This is a genomic window from Delftia sp. DLF01, from assembly GCF_014852125.1.
Classification (GTDB): domain Bacteria; phylum Pseudomonadota; class Gammaproteobacteria; order Burkholderiales; family Burkholderiaceae_C; genus Comamonas; species Comamonas acidovorans.
The window spans coordinates 1,089,483-1,110,829 of record NZ_JACVAZ010000002.1; the positions used below are offsets into that span (position 1 = coordinate 1,089,483).

Consider the following 21,347-nt stretch of genomic DNA (forward strand, 5'->3'; position numbering starts at 1 on the left):
ATCCCTTTCAACGACCGTAAAAAAGCCGGCCCGCAGGCCGGCTTTGCATCAAGCGGGGGCTGGCCCGGCCAGCGGGCCGGCCATCACTTGATGCCCAGCAGTTCCACCTCGAAGTTCAGCGTGGCGTTGGGCGGGATCACGCTGCCCGCGCCACGGCTGCCGTAGGCGATGGAGGGCGGGCAGGTCAGCTTGGCCTTGCCGCCGACCTTCATCTTCTGCACGCCTTCGGTCCAGCAGGGAATCACGCCGGTCAAGGGGAACTCGATGGGCTGGCCACGCGTGATGGAGCTGTCGAAGTCCTTGCCCGTGTCGGGGAAGTAGCCGCGGTAGTGCACGCGCACCGTGTCGCTGGCCTTGGGACTGGCGCCCGTGCCTTCCTTGAGGCTTTCATAGACCAGGCCGCTGGCCGTGGTGACGGGTTCGGCCGCATGGGCCGCCACGCCGGTCAGTGCGGCGAGCATCAGGCCGCAGGAGGCGGCCAGGGTGGTGAGGGTCTTGTTCATGAGGGTTCTTTCAATGCAATGTTTGCAGCGGGTTCACGCCTTGGCGGGGACACCGATATCGTCCAGCGCTTTGGCGATGTGGCCGACGGTGCGGTCCACGTTGTGCCATTTTTCCAGGCCGAACAGGCCGATGCGGAAGGTCTTGAAGTCCGGGCCTTCGTCGCACTGCAGGGGCACGCCCGAGGCGGTCTGCAGGCCGGCTTCCATGAACTTCTTGCCGCTCTGGATGCCGGGGTCGGTGGTGTAGCTGACGACCACGCCGGGGGCCTTCCAGCCTTCGGCCGCCACGCTGGGAAAGCCGCGCGATTCCAGCAGGGCGCGCACCTTGGCGCCCAGGGCGATCTGCTCGTCGCGCACCTTGGCGAAGCCGTAGGCACGCGTCTCCAGCATCACGTCGCGCAGGCGGACCAGGGCGTCGGTGGGCATGGTGGTGTGGTAGGCGTGCTGGCCCTTTTCGTAGCCCTCGGCGATCTGCATCCACTTCTTGAGGTCGCAGGAGAAGCTGGAGCTTTGCGTGTGCTCGATGGCTTCGCGCGCGCGCTGCGAGAGCATGACCATGGCGCAGCACGGCGAGCTGCTCCAGCCCTTTTGCGGCGCGCTGATCAGCACGTCCACGCCGGTCTTTTCCATGTCCACCCACATGGCGCCCGAGGCCACGCAGTCCAGCACGAAGAGCGCGCCCACCTCGTGCGCGGCATCGGCCACGGTGCGCAGGTAGCTGTCGCTGAGGATGATGCCGCTGGCCGTCTCCACATGGGGGGCGAACACGACCTTGGGTTTTTCAGTGCGGATGGCGGCGGCCACGTCCTCGGCCGCGCAGGGCGCCCAGGGGTCCTGGCTGCCCGGTCCCTGGCGACGCGCCTTGCAGACCACGGCGCCACCGCCCAGGCCGCCTTCCTCGAAGATCTGCGTCCAGCGGTAGCTGAACCAGCCGTTGCGCACGATGAGCACCTTTTCGCGGTTGGCGAACTGGCGCGCCACGGCCTCCATGCCGAAGGTGCCGCTGCCCGGCACCAGCACGGCCGTGTGGGCGTGGTAGACCTCCTGCAGCGTGGTGAGGATGTCCTGCATCACGCCCGCGAAGCGCTTGGACATGTGGTTGAGCGCGCGGTCGGTGTAGACCACCGAGAATTCGAGCAGGCCGTCGGGATCGATATCGGGCAGAAGTCCGGGCATGGGGAGTCTCCAGAGGCAGCGGGGCCTGCACCGCAGGCCCGCCATCATGTTCGTCGGAAAGGCGGCCAGCTTAGCATGCCGTCCGTGGCGTTTTCAGGGCCTACCAGGTGTCCACGAAGCCGGCTTGGGCAGGCGCAACGCGCACCCCTGCCAGGCCGCGCGACAGCCAGGCGCGCGTGTCGGCGGGGTCGATGACGGCGTCGATCTCCAGCGTGCCGGCCATGTGCATGGCCTCGCCGTGGGCGTACTGCTGGGCCAGCAGCCGGTCGAACAGGGCGTTGCGTTCGGCGCCCTCGGGCAGGGCCTCCAGTTCCTTGCGAAAGCCCAGGCGCACGGCGCCTTCCAGACCCATGGCACCGAACTCGCCCGTGGGCCAGGCCACGTTGAACACCGGCGCATGGAAGCTGCCGGCCGTCATGCCCATGGCCCCCAGGCCGTAGCCCTTGCGCAGCACCACGCTGAAATACGGCACGCGCAGCTTGGCCGCCGTGACGAACAGGCGGCTGACATGGCGTACCTGGGCCGTCTTCTCGATCTCGGGGCCGACCATGAAGCCGGGCGTATCCACCAGGCTCACGATGGGCAGGCCATGGGCATTGCACAGCTGCATGAAGCGCGCGGCCTTGTCGGCCGCATCGGCGTCGATGGCACCGCCCAGGTGGGAGGGGTTGTTGGCCATCAGCCCCACGGGCCGGCCTTCGATGCGCGCCAGCGCCGTGTGGATGCCTGCGCCAAAGCCCGTGCGCAGCATCAGCAGGCTGCCTTCGTCCACCAGATGCGCCATGGCCGCACGCGTGTCGTAGGCACGCAGCCGGTTCTCGGGCACCACATGGCGCAGGGCGCGCGTGTCAGGCGCGGTCCACTCCGTGGTGCGGCCCTGGAAGAAGGACAGGTAATGGCGCGCGGCGGCCACGGCTTCGGCCTCGTCCTCGACCAGCACGTCGATCACGCCATTGGCATGCTGCACGCTGCTGGGACCGATCTGCTCGGGCCGGAAGACGCCCAGCCCGCCGCCCTCGATCATGGCCGGCCCGCCCATGCCGATGCAGCTGGCGCGCGTGGCGATGATCACGTCGCTGCAGCCCAGCAGGGCCGCGTTGCCCGCGAAGCAGCGGCCATGGGTGATGCCGATCACGGGCACCTGGCCCGACAGGGCCGCATAGGCCGCAAAGGTGTGCACATGCAGGCCCGCGACCACGGGCGTGTCGGTGTCACCGGGCCGCCCGCCGCCGCCTTCGGCGAACAGCACCACGGGCAGCTTCTGGGCCAGCGCAATGCCCAGCATGCGGTCGGTCTTGGCATGGTTGCGCGCGCCCTGGGTGCCCGCCAGCACGGTGGCGTCATAGGACATGACGACGGCGCGCGAGCGCTCCTGGCCGAACTGTGCGCCGTTGATGGAGCCCATGCCCGTGACCATGCCGTCGGCCGGCGTGTTGGCGATCAGGTCGTCCATGCTGCGCCGGCGCGTCTGCGCGGCAATGGCCAGCGCACCGTATTCGATGAAGCTGCCGGCGTCGCAGAGGTCGGCGATGTTCTCGCGCGCGCTGCGGCTGCCCTGGGCATGGCGTTTGGCCATGGCCTCGGGCCGGGCAGCATCGCGCGTGAAGGCATGGCGGTCGATGACGCGCTGCAGGTCGGCGCGGATGTGGTCCGGGTCCTGTGCGGACTGCTGCGCGCGTGCATCGGCCTGCACGCCTTCGGCGGCGGCCAGCACCAGCAGGGGCTGGTCCTGGGCCACATAGGCACCGGCCTCGGCCAGCCGTTGGGTGATGGTGCCGGCCTGCGGCGCCAGCAGCACATGCTCCATCTTCATGGCTTCGAGCACGCCCAGTTCGGCGCCTGCGGCCACGGCATCGCCCACGGCCACGCTCCACTGCACGATGCGCGCGGGCATGGGGGCCGTGAGGGCGCCTTCGGGGACGGGCGCGCCAGCAGCCTCGGCCGCCGCCGGAACCTCGGCGGCCACAGCCGTGCGGCGCGCGCCTTCGGCCAGCGCCTGGGCGTCCGCCACCAATTCGGGAAGGGCCTCTTCAAGCCAGCGTGTGTGCACGGCCTGCGATGCCATCTCGGGCCGCCGGGCCAGCGCCTGCAGCAGCGGCAGGTTGGTGGCCAGCCCGTCGATGCGGCATTCGTCCAGCGCGCGACGTGCGCGGCGAAGCACGTCTTCAAAGCGCGGCGCGCTGCTGTGCACGATGAGCTTGGCCAGCAGCGTGTCGTAGTGCGGCGAGGGGCTGGCGCCCGCCACCGCATGCGTGTCGATGCGGATGCCGGGGCCGGCCGGCCACTGCAGTGTGCCTATGCGCCCGCTGCCGGGGCGCGACTGGCCTGCGGCATCCAGCGTCTCGGCATTGATGCGCCACTGCATGGCATAGCCGCGCGGCGCGGGCGGTGTCCTGGCATCCAGGCCCAGCTCTCCGAGGTGATCGCCGGCCGCCACGCGGATCTGGGCCTGCACCAGGTCGATGCCGAAGACTTCCTCGGTGATGGTGTGCTCGACCTGCAGGCGCGGGTTGGCCTCGATGAAGACATAGGGCAGGGAGTCGGAGGCGGCATCGACCAGGAATTCGAAGGTGCCCAGGCTCTCGTAGCCGATCTCGGCGGCCATGCGCAGCGCGTCGCGCGTGATGCGCTCGCGCAGCGGCTGCGCCAGGCTGGGGCTGGGCGCGATCTCCACCAGCTTCTGGAAGCGCCGCTGCAGCGTGCATTCGCGCTCGCCCAGCGCGATGGGGCCTGCGCCGCCGTCGCCCAGGATCTGCACCTCGATATGGCGTGCGCCCGTCATCAGCCGCTCCACATAGACGCCGTCCACGCCGAAGGCGGCGCGCGCCTCGCTGCGGCAGCGCTCATAGGCGGCAGGCAGGTCCTCGGCGCGCGCCACAGCGCGCATGCCGCGCCCGCCGCCACCGCCGATGGCCTTGACCATGATGCCGCTGGCGCCCCCGGCCTGCTGCGCCTCGAAGAAGGCCTGGGCCTGTTCCAGCGTGACAGCCTCGCTGCTGCCCGGCATCAGCGGCACGCCGCAGCGGCGCGCCAGATCGCGTGCGCGGGCCTTGTCGCCCAGCAGCGCCAGGTGCTCCGGCGCGGGGCCGATGAAGCGCAGGCCCGCATCGGCGCAGGCCTGGGCAAAGCCGGCGTTCTCGCTGAGAAAGCCGTAGCCCGGATGGATGCCGTCGCAGCCGTGCTCGCGCGCAATGCGCAGCAGGTGGGCGCCGTCCAGGTAGGCCGAGGGGCCGCTGGCGTCCAGGGGCACGGCTGCATCGGCAGCGGATACATGGGGCGCCTGCGCATCGTCTGCGGCAAAGACGGCCAGGCTCGGCACACCCAGCTCGCGCAGCGCACGCACGATGCGCAGCGCGATCTCGCCGCGGTTGGCAATCAGGATCTTCTGGAACATGGGACTTCGGTCTTTCTCATTGATCGCGCAGCAAGCGACGCAGCACCTTGCCTGCGCCGGTGGCGGGCAGCGCCTCGATGAAACGCACCTCGCGCGGCGCCTTGTAGCTGGCCATGTTCTCGCGCGACCACTGCACCAGGTCCTCGGCCGCGATCTGCTGGCCCGGCCGCGTGACGATGAAGGCGCGCACGACCTCGCCCTTGTGCGGGTCGGGCACGCCGATCACGGCGGCCTGGGCCACGGCCGGATGCTTGATGAGGATGGCCTCCACCTCCTCGGGGAAGACGCTGTAGCCCGAGACCTTGATCATTTCCTTGAAGCGGCCGATGAAGGTCAGGTAGCCATCGGCGTCGATGCGGCCCATGTCGCCCGTGTGCACCCAGCCGTTCTTCAGGGTCCTGGCCGTGGCCTCGGGCTTGTTCCAGTAGCCCTTGAAGTTGCCGGGGCCGCGGATGGTGATCTCGCCCACTTCGCCGGCCGGCAGCGGCTCGCCGGTCTCGGGGTCGATGATGCGCACCTCGTTGCCAGGCAGCGGCTTGCCGTGCGTGCCCCAGCGGATGGCGTCGCCCGGCATGGAGGTGTCCATGGTGTGGGTCTCGCTCAGGCCATAGGCCGCCTCGCTGGAGATGCAGTTTGGGGTGAAACGCTTCCACTGCCGCGCCAGCTCCTCGGTGTAGGCAATGCCGAAGCTGGTCACCGTGTTGCGGCGCAGCGCGGAAAAGTCCATGGCCTCCACGCCCGGCAGCTGCATCACGGCCACGTTCATGGGCGCGATGCTGTACCACCAGGTCACGCGGTAGCGCTCCAGGGCCTGGGCCACGGCCAGCGGGTCGAAGCGGTGCAGCAGCACGCAGGTGGCGCCGCTGTGCACGGGCATGTTCACGCCCATGGACATGCCGGCAATGTGATAGAGCGGCGCCACGGCCAGCAGCATGTCCTCGGCGTTCACGCCCGTGGCGCTGGAGGCGCCGGCCGTCTTGCTGGCCGCGTTGCCGTAGCTGAGCATGGCGCCCTTCGGCAGGCCCGTGGTGCCCGAGGTATAGGTCATCAGCGAGACATCGTCCATGGCGACATCGACGGGCACGGGCTTGGCGCCGCTGTGCATGACATCCCAGAACGATTCCACGCCCTCGGGCAGCGGCTGCACGGGGGCCTGCAGTTCGGGCGGTAGCGCCAGCGTGGCCGATTCAGGAAGCCAGTCGCCATAACGCACGGCCAGCACATGCCTGAGCGCCGTGCTGGCGCGCACCTTGTCCACCACGGGCAGCAGCACATCGGCCGCGACGATGACGCGGGCCTTGAGGTCATCGAGCTGGTACTGCAGCTCATGCTCCTTGTTCAGCGGCCCGCAGGGGCAGACGATGGCGCCGATCTTCTGGATGCCGTAGTGCGCCACGATGCACTGCGGGCAGTTGTTCATGAACAGCGCCACGGGCTCGCCCCGGCCCACGCCCAGCGCCTGCAGCCGTGCGGCAAAGGCGTCGCTGGCCGCATCCACCTCGGCCCAGCTGATGTGGCGGCCATACCAGATGTAGGCGTCGCGGCCGGGGTGGTTGTGCGCATTGCGGCGCAGGGCCTCATGCAGGGGAATGAGGGTCTCGGAATCCGCCATGCTTGTCTCCTGGGTGTCTGGCCATCCCGGAACCAGTCCTAAGGGATAGCCTTGATTTGTTTTGGGGTCCAGCGGCTTGCCAATATATACCCGCTGGTAGAACATTGCTACCCATCGGTATAACCATCGCAGCCACCGACGCGACACGAGATTTCCCGCATGCCCAAGCCCCCTGTCACCCCGCGCGGCCGCCAGCGCCTTCCCACGGCCGGCTCCGATGAAAAGCGCGAACGCATCCTCAAGGCGGCCGAGGCCCTGTTCGACCGCAACGGCTACGCCAACACCACGATGGAGCAGATCGTCCAGGCCCTGGGCGTGACCAAGCCCTTCGTCTACTACTACTTCCGCAACAAGCAGGAGATCTTCGAGACCCTGTGCTGGGCGCCCACCGAGGCCTGTTTCACGGTGCTGGACTTCGCGGCCGACGATGCACGCGCCGCGCACGAGAAGGCCGTGGACGGCCTGCAGCGGCTGATCGCGGCCACCATTGCCCACTATCCGGCGGCCTTCTTTCCGTACCGCGAGCCCCAGGCCTTCAGCCCTGCGTACATGAAGGCCTCGCGCACGCTAGCGCGCCAGTTCTACCGCCAGTTCTGCGCGCTGCTCGAAGAAGGCCGCGCCAGCGGCCATCTCGATTTCCGCGAGACACGCATCACCGCCCAGGCCGCCTGCAGCCTGCCGGGCTTTCTCTACAACTGGTACCGCCCCGGCGGCCGCCTGGGCACGGCCGAGATGGTGGCCGAGCTGACCGAGCTGGCCAGCCGCGTGCTGGGCCTGCGCACGGCGCCAGCCACCGCGCCCGAAGCCATTGCCGCATCCCCCGCGAAAAAGACGCCTGCACGGCGCAGCCGGCCCCGCGCCGAGCCGCCCGGCAAGGACTGACGACCATTCCTTCGAGGAGACAAGACATGCCCGTACGCCGCTTTTCCCGGCCATCCATCGTTCTCGCCGCCGCCCTGCTGTGCGCCACGGCCGCCCACGCCCAGGGCGGCGAGACCTTCAAGATCGCCTTCATCGACCCGCTGTCCGGCCCCTTCGTCAGCACGGGCGAGCTGATGCGCGACCACGTGCAATACGCGGTCGAGGATGTGAACGCCAAGGGCGGGCTGTTCAACGGCGCGAAGCTGCAGCTGCTGCAGTTCGACAGCAAGCTCTCGGCCCAGGAAAGCCAGGCCGCGCTGCAGGCGGCCATAGACCAGGGCGCGCGCGTGGTGGTGACGGGAGGTTCGGGCTCTTCGGTGGTGGCGGCGCTGGTGCAGGCAGCCTCGCGCCACAACCAGCGCAATCCGGGCAAGGAGGTGCTGGTGCTCAACCACTCCTCCATCGACCCCGAGCTGACGGGCAAGGCCTGCAGCTTCTGGCACTTCATGTTCGATGCCAACACCGCCATGCGCATGCAGGCGATTGCCAGCTACATCAAGACCCAGCCGGGCATCCGCAAGGTCTACCTGCTCAACCAGGACTACGCCCACGGCAAGCAGTGGGCGGCCTACGGGCGCCAGATGGTGAGCGCCGCCCGGCCCGACATCCAGTTCACAGGCGAAATGCTCCACCCCATAGGCCGGGTCAAGGACTTCGCGCCCTATGTGGCCAAGATCAAGGACACGGGTGCGGACTCGGTGATCACGGGCAACTGGGGCCAGGACCTGACCCTGCTGCTCAAGTCAGCCGCCGACTCGGGCTATGACCTGCGCTACTTCAACCACAGCGCGGGCGGCATGCCGGGCACGGTGACATCCTTCGCCCAGACCCGCATCGGCCAGCTGACCTGGGTGGCCGAATGGCACCCGGGCCAGGCCGGCCGCCCGCTGGCCGACGCCCGCGCCCAGGAATACAAGGCCCGCATGGGCAAGGACTTCCTGGCCCCGCGCATGGACCTGGTGCCGCGCATGCTGGCTGCCGCCATGGCCAAGGCACAGTCCACCGAACCCGTGAAGATCGCGCTGGCCATGGAGGATTTGCAGATGGACACCGTGGTCGGCCCCGTGCGCATGCGCGGCAAGGACCACCAGCTGCTGCTGCCCCAGGTGGTCAACACCATCGCGCCCGTGGACGGCAAGCTGGTCAAGGCCGGCTGGGAAGGCACGAACTACGGCTTTCGCACCGATGCCGTCTACACGCCCGAGCAGATGGAATTGCCCACTGACTGCCAGATGAAGCGGCCCGGCGGGCGCTGAGGCGGCCTGCCCCGCCAGCCAAGCCAGCTACGCCCTGGTCAGCGCGGGGCGTAGTTTCGTTGGCCAAAGATGCCGCTGCCCACGCGCACCATCGTGCTGCCTGCGGCCACGGCCGCTTCCAGGTCGCCGGTCATTCCCATGGAAACCGTGTCGAAGCGCTCCAGCCCCGGCAGGCCGCTGGCGCGGATCTGTTCGAAGACGGCGGTGGCGCGGGCATGCACCTCGCGCTGGGCCTCGAAGCCCGCCACATCGTCGGGAATGCTCATCACGCCGCGCAGCACCAGGCGCGGCAGCTGCACGATGGCGGCGGCCAGCTCCAGCGCCTGCTGCGGCGCCACGCCGGCCTTGGTCTCGCCGCCATCCACGTTCAGCTGGATGCAGACCTGCAGCGGCGCCAGGCCCTCGGGGCGCTGGGCCGACAGGCGCTCGGCGATCTTCAGGCGGTCCACGGTCTGGGCCCAGTCGAAATGCTCGGCCACCAGGCGCGTCTTGTTGCTCTGGATGGGGCCTATGCAATGCCATTGCAGGGCCTCGCCACCCCGCAGGCCCATGGCGCGCACGGCGGCGATCTTTTCCACGCCCTCCTGGATGTAGTTCTCGCCGAAGCTGCGCTCGCCGGCCAGCACGGCCTCGCGCACGGCGTCGGCGCCGAAGGTCTTGGAGACGGACAGCAATTGCACCGAGCCGGATGCCCTGCCCGCCTGCGCGCAGGCCGAGGCAATCCGTTCGTGAATCTGTTGAAGCTTGTTTTCAATCGTCGTCATAATTGCCGCCAGCGTACCAAACGAGGGAGCGAACTCCGTGGACATCACCCAATTGCTGGCATTCAGCGTCAAGAACAAGGCCTCCGACCTGCACCTGTCCGCGGGGCTGCCGCCGATGATCCGTGTGCACGGCGATGTGCGCCGCATCAATGTCGATCCGCTGGACCACAAGACGGTCCACGCCATGGTCTACGACATCATGAGCGACTCCCAGCGCAAGGCCTACGAGGAGTTCCTGGAGGTGGACTTCTCGTTCGAGATCGAGGGGCTGGCGCGCTTCCGTGTCAACGCCTTCAACCAGTACCGGGGCGCGGCCGCCGTCTTCCGGACCATTCCCAGCAAGATCCTGACGCTGGAGCAGCTCAACGCGCCACGCATCTTCGGCGACCTGGCCCTGAAGCCGCGCGGCCTGGTGCTGGTGACCGGCCCCACGGGCTCGGGCAAGTCCACCACGCTGGCCGGCATGGTCAACCACCTCAACGAGACCGAGTACGGGCACATCCTGACGGTGGAGGACCCCATCGAATTCGTGCACGACTCCAAGAAGTGCCTGATCAACCAGCGCGAAGTCGGGCCGATGACGCAGTCGTTCTCGGCCGCCCTGCGCTCGGCGCTGCGCGAGGACCCGGACGCCATCCTGGTGGGCGAAATGCGTGACCTGGAAACCATCCGCCTGGCCATGACCGCGGCCGAGACGGGCCACCTGGTCTTCGGCACCCTGCACACCTCCAGCGCCGCCAAGACCATCGACCGCATCATCGACGTCTTCCCCGCCGAGGAAAAGGAGATGGTGCGCGCCATGCTCTCCGAATCGCTGCAGGCCGTGATCTCGCAGACGCTGTGCAAGACCAAGGACGGCCAGGGCCGCATCGCGGCCCACGAAATCATGCTGGGCACCAGCGCCATCCGCAACCTGATCCGCGAGGCCAAGGTGGCCCAGATGTACTCCACCATCCAGACGAGTCAGAATGTGGGCATGCAGACGCTGGACCAGAACCTGACCGATCTGGTGCGGCGCAACCTGATCAGCCCGGCGGAAGCCCGCGCCAAGGCCAAGATACCGGACAACTTCCCGGGCTGACCGCCACCCGCCCAGCCTCTCGCCACGCGCCATGAAAAGCATTTTCCGCAAGCTGCGAAGCGGCCAGGAGCCTTCGGCCCCGGCCTCCGAGTCGGCCTTCTTCACGACCACGCTGGCGGCGCATGGCTTCATGGACCCGCACACTCCTCCCGTTCCCTGGGAGGCGCGCGCCATCGAGGTCGGCGCCACGCGGCTGCCGCGCGGCGGCGGGGGCCAGCTGGAGCAGCTGTGGTCGCGCGACCGCTACCTGGGCCAGCTGGATGCGGCCAGCCTGCAGCGGCTGAGCGAATATTTCATCTACGCGGCCGTGGCACCGCAACGCGACGTGATCCGCCAGGAAGAGAACGGCAGCTTCATGGCCGTAGTGCTGTCCGGCCAGATCGCCGTGGAGCGCCAGCAGCCCTGGGGCGAGCGCATGCGCCTGGCGCAGACGCGGCCCGGCGACATCCTGGGCGAGATGTCCCTGCTGGACGGCGGGCCGCGCTTTTCCAGCTGCACCACGCTGACCGACTGCGAGATCGGCGTGCTCAGCGCCGAGGCGCTGGACGAGATGATGGCCAAGGATGCCGCGCTGGCCGCCAAGCTGATGGCGCTGCTGGCGCGCAAGCTCTCGTTCCGGCTGCGCGCCATCAGCGTGCGCCTGGGCGAAGAGCAGCACACATAGACAGTGAGTGAGTGAGTTGAATATGAGGACGCCTGGCCCCTGCGGGCCGGACCGGCCTACCTGCAAATAACAAAACAACCTGCGCGCCACAACGGCGCGCAATGCCCGGGGGAATACGGCAATGGAAAGAGATCAGGCCACCAAGTTCATCAACGACCTGCTCAAGCTCATGGTCAGCCGCAACGGCAGCGACTTGTTCATCACGGCGGAATTCCCGCCGGCGATCAAGATCGACGGGCGCATCACCAAGGTGTCGCCGCAGCCGCTGTCGCCCGTGCACACGCTGACGCTGGCGCGCTCGGTCATGAGCGACAAGCAGATCGCCGATTTCGAGCGCACCAAGGAGTGCAACTTCGCCATCTCGCCGCCGGGCATAGGGCGCTTTCGCGTCAACGCCTTCATCCAGCAGGGCCGCGTGGGCATGGTGATGCGGACGATTCCGCTGGCCCTGCCCACCATCGACAGCCTGGGCGTGCCCCAGGTGCTCAAGGAGGTGGCCATGACCAAGCGCGGCCTGTGCATCCTGGTCGGCGCCACGGGCTCGGGCAAGTCCACCACGCTGGCCGCCATGGTGGACTGGCGCAACGAGAGCTCCTACGGCCACATCGTGACCATCGAGGACCCCATTGAATTCGTGCACCCGCACAAGAACTGCGTGGTCACGCAGCGCGAAGTGGGCCTGGACACGGACAGCTGGGACGCGGCGCTCAAGAACTCCCTGCGCCAGGCGCCCGACGTGATCCTGATGGGCGAAATCCGCGACCGCGAGACCATGGAGCACGCCATCGCCTTCTCGGAAACCGGCCACCTGTGTCTGGCCACGCTGCACGCCAACAGCGCCAACCAGGCGCTGGACCGCATCGTCAACTTCTTCCCCGAGGACCGCCGCCCGCAGCTGCTGATGGACCTGTCGCTGAACCTGCGCGCCATGGTCTCCCAGCGCCTGCTGCCCAAGCAGGACAGCAAGGGCCGCGTGGCCGCCATCGAGGTGATGCTCAACTCGCCGCTGATCTCCGACCTGATCTTCAAGGGCGAGGTCACCGAGATCAAGGAGATCATGAAGAAAAGCCGCAACCTGGGCATGCAGACCTTCGACCAGGCGCTGTTCGACCTGTTCGAGTCCAACCTGGTCACCTACGAGGATGCACTGCGCAATGCCGACTCGGTCAACGACCTGCGGCTGCAGATCAAGCTGGGCAGCCAGCGCGCCAAGTCGCTGGACCTGGCGGCGGGCACCGAGCATTTCGCCATCGTCTGAGGGGCGTGCCATGCACGCCCTGACCGCGCCTTCAGTGCGCTGAGCCGGCATGCCGGCTCCTTCCAGGGCCGCGCCGGACGCGGCCCTGCGCCACCCGCCTCCCACCACCTCTCAGGATTGCTTCCATGTCCGACTCCTCCATCGCCGCCCGCAGCTATGCGGACACCGCCCCTCTTTCCGTGGCCTTCCTCGGGCTGGGCGTCATGGGCTACCCCATGGCCGGCCACCTGGCCACGGCGGGCCACCGCGTCACGGTCTACAACCGCACGCCGGCCAAGGCCCGCGCCTGGTGCGAGGAGTTCAACGGCGGCCATGCGGCCACGCCGCGCGAGGCCGTGGCCGGCGCCGACATCGTGTTCAGCTGCGTGGGCAATGACGATGACCTGCGCTCGGTCGTGCTGGGCCCGGACGGCGCCTTCGCGGGCATGCGCCGCGGCGCCATCTTCGCCGACCACACGACGGCATCGGCCGAAGTCGCGCGCGAGCTGCATGCGGCCGGGCTGGAGCTGGGCCTGCAGTTCATCGACGCACCCGTCTCGGGCGGCCAGGCCGGCGCCCAGAACGGCCAGCTCACCGTGATGTGCGGCGGCGACCAGGCCGCCTTCGCCACCATGCAGCCCGTGGCCATGGCCTTCTCGCGCGCCTGCACGCTGATGGGCGACAGCGGCGCCGGCCAGCTCACCAAGATGGTCAACCAGATCTGCATCGCGGGCCTGGTCCAGGGCCTGTCCGAGGCCATCGCCTTCGGCCAGCGCGCGGGACTGGACATTCCCAGCGTGCTCGATGTCATCGGCAAGGGCGCCGCCCAGAGCTGGCAGATGGACAACCGTGGCCGCACCATGGCCGAAGGCAAGTTCGACTTCGGCTTTGCCGTGGACTGGATGCGCAAGGACCTGGGCCTGGTGCTGGCCGAAGCCCAGCGCAATGGCGCCCGTTTGCCCGTCACTGCCCTGGTGGACCAGTTCTATGCCGATGTGCAGCAGATGGGCGGCAGGCGCTGGGATACATCGAGCCTCATCAAGAGGCTCACCCCCTGAGCGGCTTACGCCGCTTCCCCCTCTCTACTTGCTTCGCAAGGGAGGGGGACGACACCATCGCTGCGGGGCGGCCCTTGCTTGGTGTCCCTGGCTTTAGGCCCTGCCAGATTCAAGTGCTATGCCCTGAGGAACGAGATCTTCCTATGTCCAAAACAAAAAGCCGGAACATGTTCCGGCTTTTGCTTTCAGGCGGCGGTGATCACTTCACCGGGGTGGCGGTGGCGCCTGCAGGGGTGGACAGGCTGCTTTCCGAGAGGCTGGTGGGAGCGCTGGCTGCGGCGGCCTTGCCGGAGTCGTCGGTGACCACGGGGGCGGACTGGGGCTGCATGCGGGCCAGTTCGTCCTCGGAGATGACTTCCACCACGCGCACGACCTTGGTCACGTCGTTGATGCCGCGTGCAATCTCGGCGCCGCGCTTGGCTTCGCGCGGGGTGACGATGCCCATCAGGAAGACGACCTTGTTCTCGGTCACGACCTTGAAGGCCGAGGCCTGGATGTCCTTGGCGTCCAGCAGGCTGGCCTTGACCTGGGTGGTGATCAGCGTGTCCTTGGAGCGCTGGCTCAGCGTGGAGGTGAAGGGAGCCACTACCACTTCGTTGAAGACATTGCGCACCGTCGGCTGCTCGCGCACGAGCTTCTCGATGGTCTGGCGGTCGGCCTCGTTGCCGGCCTCGCCGGTCAGCAGCACCTGGCGGTTGTAGCTGGTGACGTTGACATGGGCCTTGTCGCCCAGCACTTCGGCGATGCGGTTGTTGGCGCGCAGCTCGATGCCCTGGTCTTCCACCTGGGTGCCGGTGGTGCGGCGGTCCGCCACCGACATGCCGGCCATCACGGCGCTGCCGCCCACCAGGGCGACGCAGCCCGACAGGGCGGCGCCCAGGGACGCGACGGCGAGCACACCGCAGGCGGCGCGGGACCAACGGAACTTCATAGAGGCATCTCCTGTTCACCAAGTAACTGGGCATCCACGCCGTCGCACAGGCAGTGCAGCACCAGCGTATGGGTTTCGCGCACGCGCGCCGCACGGTCGTGCGGCACGCAGATCAGAACATCGGTCTCGCGCACGCGGCCGGCCAGGGAGCCGCCCGTGCGGCCGGTCAGCACCACGGCCATCATGTCGCGCTCATGGGCGGCATCCAGCGCCTCCAGCACGGCCACGTCGTTGCCCGTGGCGGACAGCACCAGCAGCAGGTCGCCGGGCTGGCCCAGGGCGCGTATCTGGCGCGCCAGGTACTGGGTGGCGTTGCCGCCCGAGCCCGTGGCGCCCACGGTGCCCAGCAGGCCGCCGTCGGAGACCAGGGCCACGGCAGCCAGCTCGGGCCGGTCGCGTTCGAAGCCGGCCACGCACAGGGCGGCGAAGAGTTGGGCATCGCTGGCAGAGGCGCCCGCGCCGCAGGCCAGAACCTTGCCGCCACTGGTCACGCAGGCCAGCATGGCCTGTACTGCCGCCGCAATGGGCTGGCTCAGCGCCTGGGCGGCCTGGTATTTCAGGTCGGCGCTGTCGATGAAATGCTGTTGGATACGTTGCTCAAGCATGGAGGCCCGATGATAACTGCCGCCCTTGAAGTCTTTCGTAGCCAGGCGTTATTTGTGCTGCAGCGGTAACGGATCAGGCGCCTTCGGCGTCAAAGGCGGCCTGAAGCCACTGCACAGAGGGCCCGGCACCGGGCTCGACCAGCACCACGTCGAAGCGGCAAGGCGGCGGCGCGGACCAGCGCATCAGGTAGTGGCGCGCCGCAAATACGATGCGCCGCTGCTTGGTGGCGCCGATGCTGGCGCCGGCACCGCCGAAGGCGCGCGTGCCGCGGCTGCGCACCTCGACGAAGACCACGGTGCCGTCGCGCGCCTGCACGATGAGGTCGATCTCGCCGCCGCCGCGGCCCGGCGTCCGATAATTGCGCTCGACCAGACGCAGGCCGGCCGCCTGCAGATGGGCCAGCGCCGCATCCTCGGCCTGCTGGCCCCGATGCCGGGTCGTGAGGGCAGACGGCCCCGCGCCTGCCGGCTTTTTCGCAAGGAAACCCATTGACTACCTCTTTCGCCACCGCGCTGGGCGCAGCCAAGGATGCTGCGGCATCCCAGCATTATCCGCAGGGTGCCCTCTACGTGGTGGCCACTCCCATCGGCAACCTGGCCGACATCAGCCTGCGCGCCCTGCATGTGCTGCAGCTGGTGGACTGCGTGGCCTGCGAGGACACGCGCCACACGCAGGGCCTGCTGCGCTCCTATGGACTGGACCGGCCCGGCAGCCAGCTGCTGGCCGTGCACCAGCACAACGAGGCCGAGGCGGCCCAGCAGATCGTGGCGCGGCTGCAGCAGGGCCAGCGCATCGCCTATGTCAGCGATGCGGGCACGCCCGGCGTCAGCGACCCCGGCGCACGCCTGTGCGCCGCCGTGCAGGCCGCGGGCCTGCGCTGCATTCCGCTGCCCGGCGCCAGCAGCATCACGGCCGCCATCAGCGTGGCAGGTGCGGTCACGCCTTCGCAGGGCGAGGGAGGTTTCGTCTTCGCAGGCTTTCTGCCCACCAAGTCGGCCGAGCGCCTGGCCGCCGTGCAGCAACTGGCCCTGCAGCCGCGCTGCACCGTGCTGCTGGAAGCCCCCCACCGCATTGCCGACCTGGCCGCCGCCCTGGCCACGCTGGGCGAGCGCCCGGTGACGCTGGCACGCGAGATCACCAAGCAGTTCGAGGACATTGCCACCATGCCCGCCAGCGCGCTGCCGGCCTGGCTGCAGGCCGTGCCCCAGCGCAGCAAGGGCGAATTCGCCGTGGTGCTGCACCCGGTGGCCCTGGGTGGCGATGAGGCCGACGCCGACGCCCTGCGCGTGCTGCGCCTGCTGCTGGCCGAGCTGCCCACCAAGACCGCCGTGCGCCTGGCCGCCGAGATCACGGGCGCACCGCGCAACCGCCTCTATGACGCCGCGCTGGCGATCAAGCAGGCCGCCGAGGAGGACGGCGACGCGGAGTGATCAGGCATACGCGAGGCCGGTGGCGACGCCACCGAACAGGTCGCCTTCGACCTGCGGCACGCCGGGGAAGGCCTCGCGCAGCGCATCGCGCAGCGTGCGCAGGGCCGATGAGCCGCCCGTGAGGTAGATGGCGTCCAGCGCCTGGGGCGCCACGCCGGCCAGGCGCAGGCAGTCCTGGGCGCAGGCCACGACCTGTTGCAGCGGGCCTTGCAGCTGCTCGTGCAGCACCTCGGGCGAGATGGCGGCGGACAGGCCCGATTCCAGCCAGCCCAGCTCGATGGCCGCTTCGGCATGGCGCGTGGAGGCCTCGATCTTGGCCTGCTCCACCACGGCGGCCAGGCGGTGGCCTTCGCGCAGTTCCAGCACTTCCATCAGGCGCTTGTGCAGGCGCTGGTCGCTGTAGTCGGTGCGCAGGTTGCGCGCCTCGGCCAGGGCCTTGGGCGAGTACAGCCACTGGATCAGGTGCCAGGTCGAGAGGTCGAAAAACACGCGGCTGGGCACTTCGCGGCCGCTGGGGCCGATGTGCCGGTAGCCCAGCAGCGGCATGAGCTGGGCCAGGTTGAGCCGGTGGTCGAAGTCCGTGCCGCCGATGTGCACGCCGCTGGTGGCCAGAATGTCGTCGCGGCGGTCGCTGCGGCCGGCCTGCTCGGGACCCAGGCGCACGACGGTGAAGTCGGAGGTACCGCCGCCGATGTCCACCACCAGCACCACGGATTCCTGCGTGAGGCGCTGCTCGTAGTCCAGCGCGGCGGCAATGGGCTCCATCTGGAAATCCACTTCGCCCAGGCCTGCGGCGCGCGCGGCATCGGCCAGGGCCTGCTGGGCCTGGCGGTCGCGCTCGGGATGGTCGTCCACGAAATGCACGGGCCGGCCCAGCACCACGCGCTCGGGCAGGCGGCCGTCCAGCGAGGCACGCGCCCGGTCGGCCACGCGGCGCAGGAACAGGCCGATGATGTCCTGATAGCTCACGAACTGGTCGTGCACCGCCGTCTTTTCCTGCAGCAGCGCACTGCCCAGCAGGCTTTTGAGGGAGCGCATGAGCCGGCCCGGCTCGCCGTCCAGGTACTGGGCCATGGCGTCGCGCCCGAAATGGGTGCTGTGCTCGTCCGTATGGAAGAACAGCGCCGTGGGCATGCCGCAGGCATCGCCCTCCAGCGGCAGCAGGCGTGCGGTCTGGCCGGGGGCGCGCCAGGCCATGGCGGAGTTGGAGGTACCGAAATCTATGCCCAGCGTGGCAGGAGTGGAAGCAGTCGTCATGGCAAGCAGCGCCGCGCCGCGGCGCCCCTCAAGGGAGGCCGCGGCTGCAACGAAAACGCCCACCGGGGTGGGCATGGGTGTCAGCGGGGCGCCATTCTAGCGCCCACGCATTTCGCCTAGGCGGCGGCGGTTTCCCTGGCCGGGGAAACCTGGGCCAGCACGATGCGCGCGCCATGCGTGGCGGTCTCGTCCAGCGCCAGCGCAGACGCGGGCTGGCGCACCTGCAGCTCGATGGCATAAGGGCCTTCACCGCGCGTGGCCAGACGGTGGCCCAGGGTGCCCGTGGCAACGCCCTGGGCAGGCGCAGCCAGCACCAGCGCAGTGGCGCCCAGCCTCAGCGATGCGCGGTAGGCGCTGCCGTCGTCCGACAGCCGGGCCTCGCCAATGTCTGCGCCCTCGCCCAGCAGCGCGCGCCAGCGTGCCAGGCTGGCGCGCAGGTCATGCACGGCCACGTACAGCCGGGCCACGCCGGTGGCGCCGTTGGGGTGCACGCGCGCCTCCCCTTCGGGCACCCGCAGGGCGCGCGGCGTGAGGTCGCCGCAGAGAAAGGGCAGGTCCTGGCTGCGGGCGCGTGCATTGCGCCAGCGCAGCTGCGCGCCGTCGGGGCGCAGGCGGCCGCCTTCGTAGGGCGCCTCGTAGTCCAGACCGCGCGCCTGGGCGGCGGCAACCACGGCGCCGGTCTCGGTGGGCAGCAGCGCGAAATCGACAATGCCCTCTCCGTGGCGCTGCAGCTGCTGCCACCAGCGCTCCTCGGGCGCGGGCGCCCGCCAGGCAATGAGTTCAAAGTAGGCGCCGTCGGCAAACACCACCAGGGCGTTGTGCGTGGAGCGGCCCGGATGCTCGCCGCCGCGCAGCACGTTGAAGCCCAGCGCGGTGTAGTCGGCAATGGTGCGTTCCAGGTCCTGGACCGCGATGACGATGTGGTCGAGTGGCAGGGTCATGGCAGGGGTGCTTTCCGCACGGTGTTCAGGCTGCCAGGCGCGCGGCTGCGCTGGAGTCGGTATGGCGCACTTCGGCGCGGATGTTCTGCGGATTGCGCAGCAGGTTGAGGATGGGGCAGGTGCGCTCCACAGCCTCGAACAGCGCATCGATCTCGGCGCGGCTGGCGGGCGAGTCGATGTGCACGGTGTAGCCGATCTCATGCGGCCAGATGGGCGTGGCCTCGTGGCCGGGCTTGCCGCCGCGCGGATCGATGATGCCCGTGACCTCGACCTCCAGGCTCTCCACGGGCACCTGGCGCTCGGCCGCCTGGATCAGAAAGATGTGGGTCACGCAGGTGCCCAGCACGCCCAGCTGCAGCTCGGGCGAGCTGGGGCCGAGGTTGTAGCCCGCGAAGTCGGGCGGGCTGTCGCTGATGACCTGGTGCTCGCGGATGCGCAGGCGGCGCACGCCGCTGCGGCCCTCGGCGCGCACATGGGCCTTGAGGTGGGCGGGCTGGGCCGTGCCGGCCGCGACGGCGGCGCTGCGGGCGAGCACGGCGGCGCGCTTTTCGGCGAGGTATTCGTTGAGATGGCTCATGGACGGGCTTTCGGTGAAGGAAGTACCAGCCCATTGTTGGGACCGCCGCATGCGCGGCAAACAAACGAATCCGTCTGCGCTTATGCACTGGGCAGATATGCGGGGGCCCCCATCCCTTAGTCGTTTTCCAAATAACGATGCAACTCGATATATGAGCGCAAATATTTGGCATCGATAGCATGAAAGACATGGAGCCGGTCCTGTGGCCGGCAGTCTTGTTTTTCAGCGCCCCAGCGGCGGCGAGGTACGAACGTGTTTTCCCAATCGAAGACGGGTCAGGTGGCATGGAAGGCCGCGATAGCGGTATTGGCGGGCAGCAGCCTGCTGCTGGCGGCGTGCTCCAGGCAGGCCGATACGGCCCAGGCGGGCGCGGCTGCGGGCCCCGTGGAAGGCGGCACCCTGGTCTACCTGGAGCAGCAGGCCCATACCAACCTCTATCCGCCGGCCGGAGGCTTCTATCCCAACGGCGGCGTGCTCAACCAGATCACCGACAAGCTGACCTACCAGGACCCGAAGACGCTGGAGATCCAGCCCTGGATCGCCGAGTCCTGGACCGTGAATGCCGACGCCACCGAGTACCGCTTCAAGCTGCGGCCCGGCGTCACTTTCTCCGACGGCACGCCGCTGGACGCGGCGGCCGTGGCGCGCAACTTCGACACCTATGGCCTGGGCAACAAGGCGCTCAAGCAGCCGGTGTCCGAGGTGATCAACAACTACGAGCGCAGCGAGGTGGTCGACCCGCTGACGGTGAAGTTCTTCTTCAGAAAGCCTTCGCCGGGCTTTCTGCAGGGCACTTCGGTGATCGGCTCGGGCTTGGTCTCGCCGGCCACGCTGGACCGCCCCTTCGAGGAGCTGGGCGACGCCACGCGCATCATCGGCTCCGGCCCCTTCGTGGTGGCCAGCGAGACGCTGGGCAAGGAGCTGGTGCTCAAGGTGCGCAAGGACTATGCCTGGGGTCCCGCCAAGCTGGCCCACCAGGGCCGCGCGCGGCTGGACGAGGTGAAGTTCATCGTCACGCCCGAGGACAGCGTGCGCATCGGCGCGCTGCTGGCCGGCCAGGCCGGGCTGATCCGCCAGATCCAGGCCTACGACGAAAAGCGCGTCGAGGACCAGAAGTTCAGCATCTACGCCCCGCCCACGCGCGGCGTGAACAACAGCGTGGCCATCCGCCCGGACAACGCCCTGGTGGCCGATCTCAAGGTGCGCCAGGCGCTGCTGCATGGCACCAATGCCAAGGAGATCGTGGAGACGCTGTTCTCGCCGCGCTATCCGCAGGCGCGCTCGGTGATTGCCTCCACGGCGGCCGGCTTCGTGGACCTGTCGGCCAAGCTGGCCTATGACGAGGCCAAGGCGAAACAGCTGCTGGACGAGGCCGGCTGGACGCTGGGCGCCAACGGCCTGCGCCAGAAGGACGGCCGCGATTTCGTGCTCTCCACCTACGAGTCCCTGCCCCAGCCGCAGAACAAGGAGACGCTGCAGCTCGTGGCCCAGCAGTGGGCGCGCATCGGCGTCAAGCTCAACGTGCTGTCGGGCGACGCGGGCAGCCGCGCGGTGGACACGCTGGACCCCGACAAGACCGGCGTGCTGCCCGGCATGGTGGGCCGCGCCGATCCCGACGTGATCAAGAGCAACTACTACCCGACCAACCGCAACGTGCTGCTGCAAAAGGGCGGCGTGAGCCAGAAGGTCAAGTCCTTCGAGGACACCAAGCTCAACGGCCTGTTCGACGCCATCGCGGCCGAGACCGATGCCGCCAGGCGCCTGGCGCTGGCCGGCGAGGTGCAGAACTACCTGATCGACCAGGCCTATGTGATCCCCATCTTCGAGGAACCCCAGGCCTTTGCGGGCGCGGGCTGGGTGCGCGACGTGGGCTTCGAGGCCGTGGGCCGGCCCAGCTTCTACAGCACCTGGCTGGCCAGGCGCTGACCGGATCGCTTCC

19 protein-coding genes are annotated in these 21,347 nt (G+C 68.9%); 8 read left to right on the forward strand and 11 right to left on the reverse strand.

All coding sequences use genetic code 11. From position 1 onward, the window contains the following. Nucleotides 1–83: 83 nt before the first annotated feature. The 4 genes from IB269_RS13340 to IB269_RS13355 all read right to left on the reverse strand — a co-directional run bounded on the left by IB269_RS13340 (nt 84) and on the right by IB269_RS13355 (nt 6,685). The gene (locus IB269_RS13340) at nt 84–503 is read right to left on the reverse strand and encodes an FKBP-type peptidyl-prolyl cis-trans isomerase (RefSeq protein WP_016446675.1); all 420 of its coding nucleotides are present in this window, start codon (nt 501–503) and stop codon (nt 84–86) included. 33 nt (nt 504–536) lie between these two features. After that, entirely contained in the window at nt 537–1,679 is a 1,143-nt protein-coding gene (locus IB269_RS13345; protein ID WP_192367361.1) for a pyridoxal-phosphate-dependent aminotransferase family protein, read from the reverse strand. 100 nt (nt 1,680–1,779) lie between these two features. Further along, nucleotides 1,780–5,073 (reverse strand): carboxyl transferase domain-containing protein, encoded by a 3,294-nt coding sequence (locus IB269_RS13350; RefSeq protein ID WP_192367362.1) that lies wholly within the window; start codon nt 5,071–5,073, stop codon nt 1,780–1,782. A gap of 16 nt (nt 5,074–5,089) precedes the next feature. Next, the gene (locus tag IB269_RS13355; RefSeq protein ID WP_192367363.1) at nt 5,090–6,685 is read right to left on the reverse strand and encodes an AMP-binding protein; all 1,596 of its coding nucleotides are present in this window, start codon (nt 6,683–6,685) and stop codon (nt 5,090–5,092) included. Nucleotides 6,686–6,844: 159 nt separating this feature from the next. Here IB269_RS13355 and IB269_RS13360 point away from each other — a divergent pair, with 159 nt between their 5' ends. Together IB269_RS13360 and IB269_RS13365 are read left to right on the forward strand one after the other, a co-directional pair. Continuing rightward, a complete protein-coding gene (locus tag IB269_RS13360) occupies nt 6,845–7,567 on the forward strand; it encodes a TetR/AcrR family transcriptional regulator (protein WP_013804427.1) in 723 nt (240 codons plus the stop codon). Between the two features lie 26 nt (nt 7,568–7,593). Beyond that, on the forward strand, nt 7,594–8,862 hold the full coding sequence (locus IB269_RS13365) for a branched-chain amino acid ABC transporter substrate-binding protein (protein WP_192367364.1): 1,269 nt from the start codon (nt 7,594–7,596) through the stop codon (nt 8,860–8,862). Nucleotides 8,863–8,900: 38 nt separating this feature from the next. Here the strand turns inward: IB269_RS13365 and IB269_RS13370 are convergent, their stop codons facing one another. After that, nucleotides 8,901–9,626, reverse strand: coding sequence for a YggS family pyridoxal phosphate-dependent enzyme (locus IB269_RS13370; RefSeq protein WP_192367365.1), 726 nt, complete (start codon nt 9,624–9,626; stop codon nt 8,901–8,903). A gap of 37 nt (nt 9,627–9,663) precedes the next feature. On the opposite strand from IB269_RS13370, the gene IB269_RS13375 reads away from it, so the two are divergent. The 4 genes from IB269_RS13375 (at nt 9,664) to IB269_RS13390 (ending at nt 13,666) form a co-directional block, all read left to right on the forward strand. After that, nucleotides 9,664–10,707, forward strand: a complete 1,044-nt coding sequence (locus tag IB269_RS13375) for a type IV pilus twitching motility protein PilT (RefSeq protein WP_012202999.1) — start codon at nt 9,664–9,666, stop codon at nt 10,705–10,707. A gap of 31 nt (nt 10,708–10,738) precedes the next feature. Continuing rightward, nucleotides 10,739–11,371: a cyclic nucleotide-binding domain-containing protein gene (locus IB269_RS13380; protein ID WP_012202998.1), complete on the forward strand. Its 633-nt coding sequence runs from the start codon at nt 10,739–10,741 to the stop codon at nt 11,369–11,371. Between the two features lie 121 nt (nt 11,372–11,492). Beyond that, the gene (locus tag IB269_RS13385) at nt 11,493–12,629 is read left to right on the forward strand and encodes a PilT/PilU family type 4a pilus ATPase (protein ID WP_012202997.1); all 1,137 of its coding nucleotides are present in this window, start codon (nt 11,493–11,495) and stop codon (nt 12,627–12,629) included. Between the two features lie 125 nt (nt 12,630–12,754). Then, nucleotides 12,755–13,666 (forward strand): NAD(P)-dependent oxidoreductase, encoded by a 912-nt coding sequence (locus IB269_RS13390; RefSeq protein ID WP_013804430.1) that lies wholly within the window; start codon nt 12,755–12,757, stop codon nt 13,664–13,666. A gap of 199 nt (nt 13,667–13,865) precedes the next feature. Here the strand turns inward: IB269_RS13390 and IB269_RS13395 are convergent, their stop codons facing one another. From IB269_RS13395 to IB269_RS13405, 3 genes are all read right to left on the reverse strand, one after another. Continuing rightward, on the reverse strand, nt 13,866–14,597 hold the full coding sequence (locus IB269_RS13395) for a BON domain-containing protein (RefSeq protein ID WP_063327425.1): 732 nt from the start codon (nt 14,595–14,597) through the stop codon (nt 13,866–13,868). After that, entirely contained in the window at nt 14,594–15,202 is a 609-nt protein-coding gene (locus IB269_RS13400) for an SIS domain-containing protein (protein WP_012202994.1), read from the reverse strand. Before IB269_RS13400 ends, IB269_RS13395 begins: the two co-directional genes overlap by 4 nt. Nucleotides 15,203–15,275: 73 nt before the next feature. Next, a complete protein-coding gene (locus tag IB269_RS13405; RefSeq protein WP_043820402.1) occupies nt 15,276–15,692 on the reverse strand; it encodes a YraN family protein in 417 nt (138 codons plus the stop codon). Between IB269_RS13405 and rsmI the strand changes: the two genes are divergently transcribed. Next, entirely contained in the window at nt 15,692–16,633 is a 942-nt protein-coding gene (gene rsmI, locus IB269_RS13410) for a 16S rRNA (cytidine(1402)-2'-O)-methyltransferase (protein WP_192367366.1), read from the forward strand. The genes IB269_RS13405 and rsmI overlap by 1 nt on opposite strands. Here the strand turns inward: rsmI and IB269_RS13415 are convergent, their stop codons facing one another. From IB269_RS13415 to IB269_RS13425, 3 genes are all read right to left on the reverse strand, one after another. Beyond that, nucleotides 16,634–17,890, reverse strand: coding sequence for an Hsp70 family protein (locus IB269_RS13415; RefSeq protein WP_043783186.1), 1,257 nt, complete (start codon nt 17,888–17,890; stop codon nt 16,634–16,636). It lies immediately after the preceding gene. Nucleotides 17,891–18,006: 116 nt separating this feature from the next. Beyond that, nucleotides 18,007–18,831, reverse strand: a complete 825-nt coding sequence (locus IB269_RS13420; protein WP_192367367.1) for a VOC family protein — start codon at nt 18,829–18,831, stop codon at nt 18,007–18,009. Between the two features lie 25 nt (nt 18,832–18,856). After that, entirely contained in the window at nt 18,857–19,408 is a 552-nt protein-coding gene (locus tag IB269_RS13425; RefSeq protein ID WP_013804436.1) for an OsmC family protein, read from the reverse strand. A 252-nt stretch (nt 19,409–19,660) separates the two neighbouring features. On the opposite strand from IB269_RS13425, the gene IB269_RS13430 reads away from it, so the two are divergent. Next, nucleotides 19,661–21,334 (forward strand): TIGR04028 family ABC transporter substrate-binding protein, encoded by a 1,674-nt coding sequence (locus IB269_RS13430; RefSeq protein WP_192367368.1) that lies wholly within the window; start codon nt 19,661–19,663, stop codon nt 21,332–21,334. Nucleotides 21,335–21,347: the final 13 nt, after the last annotated feature.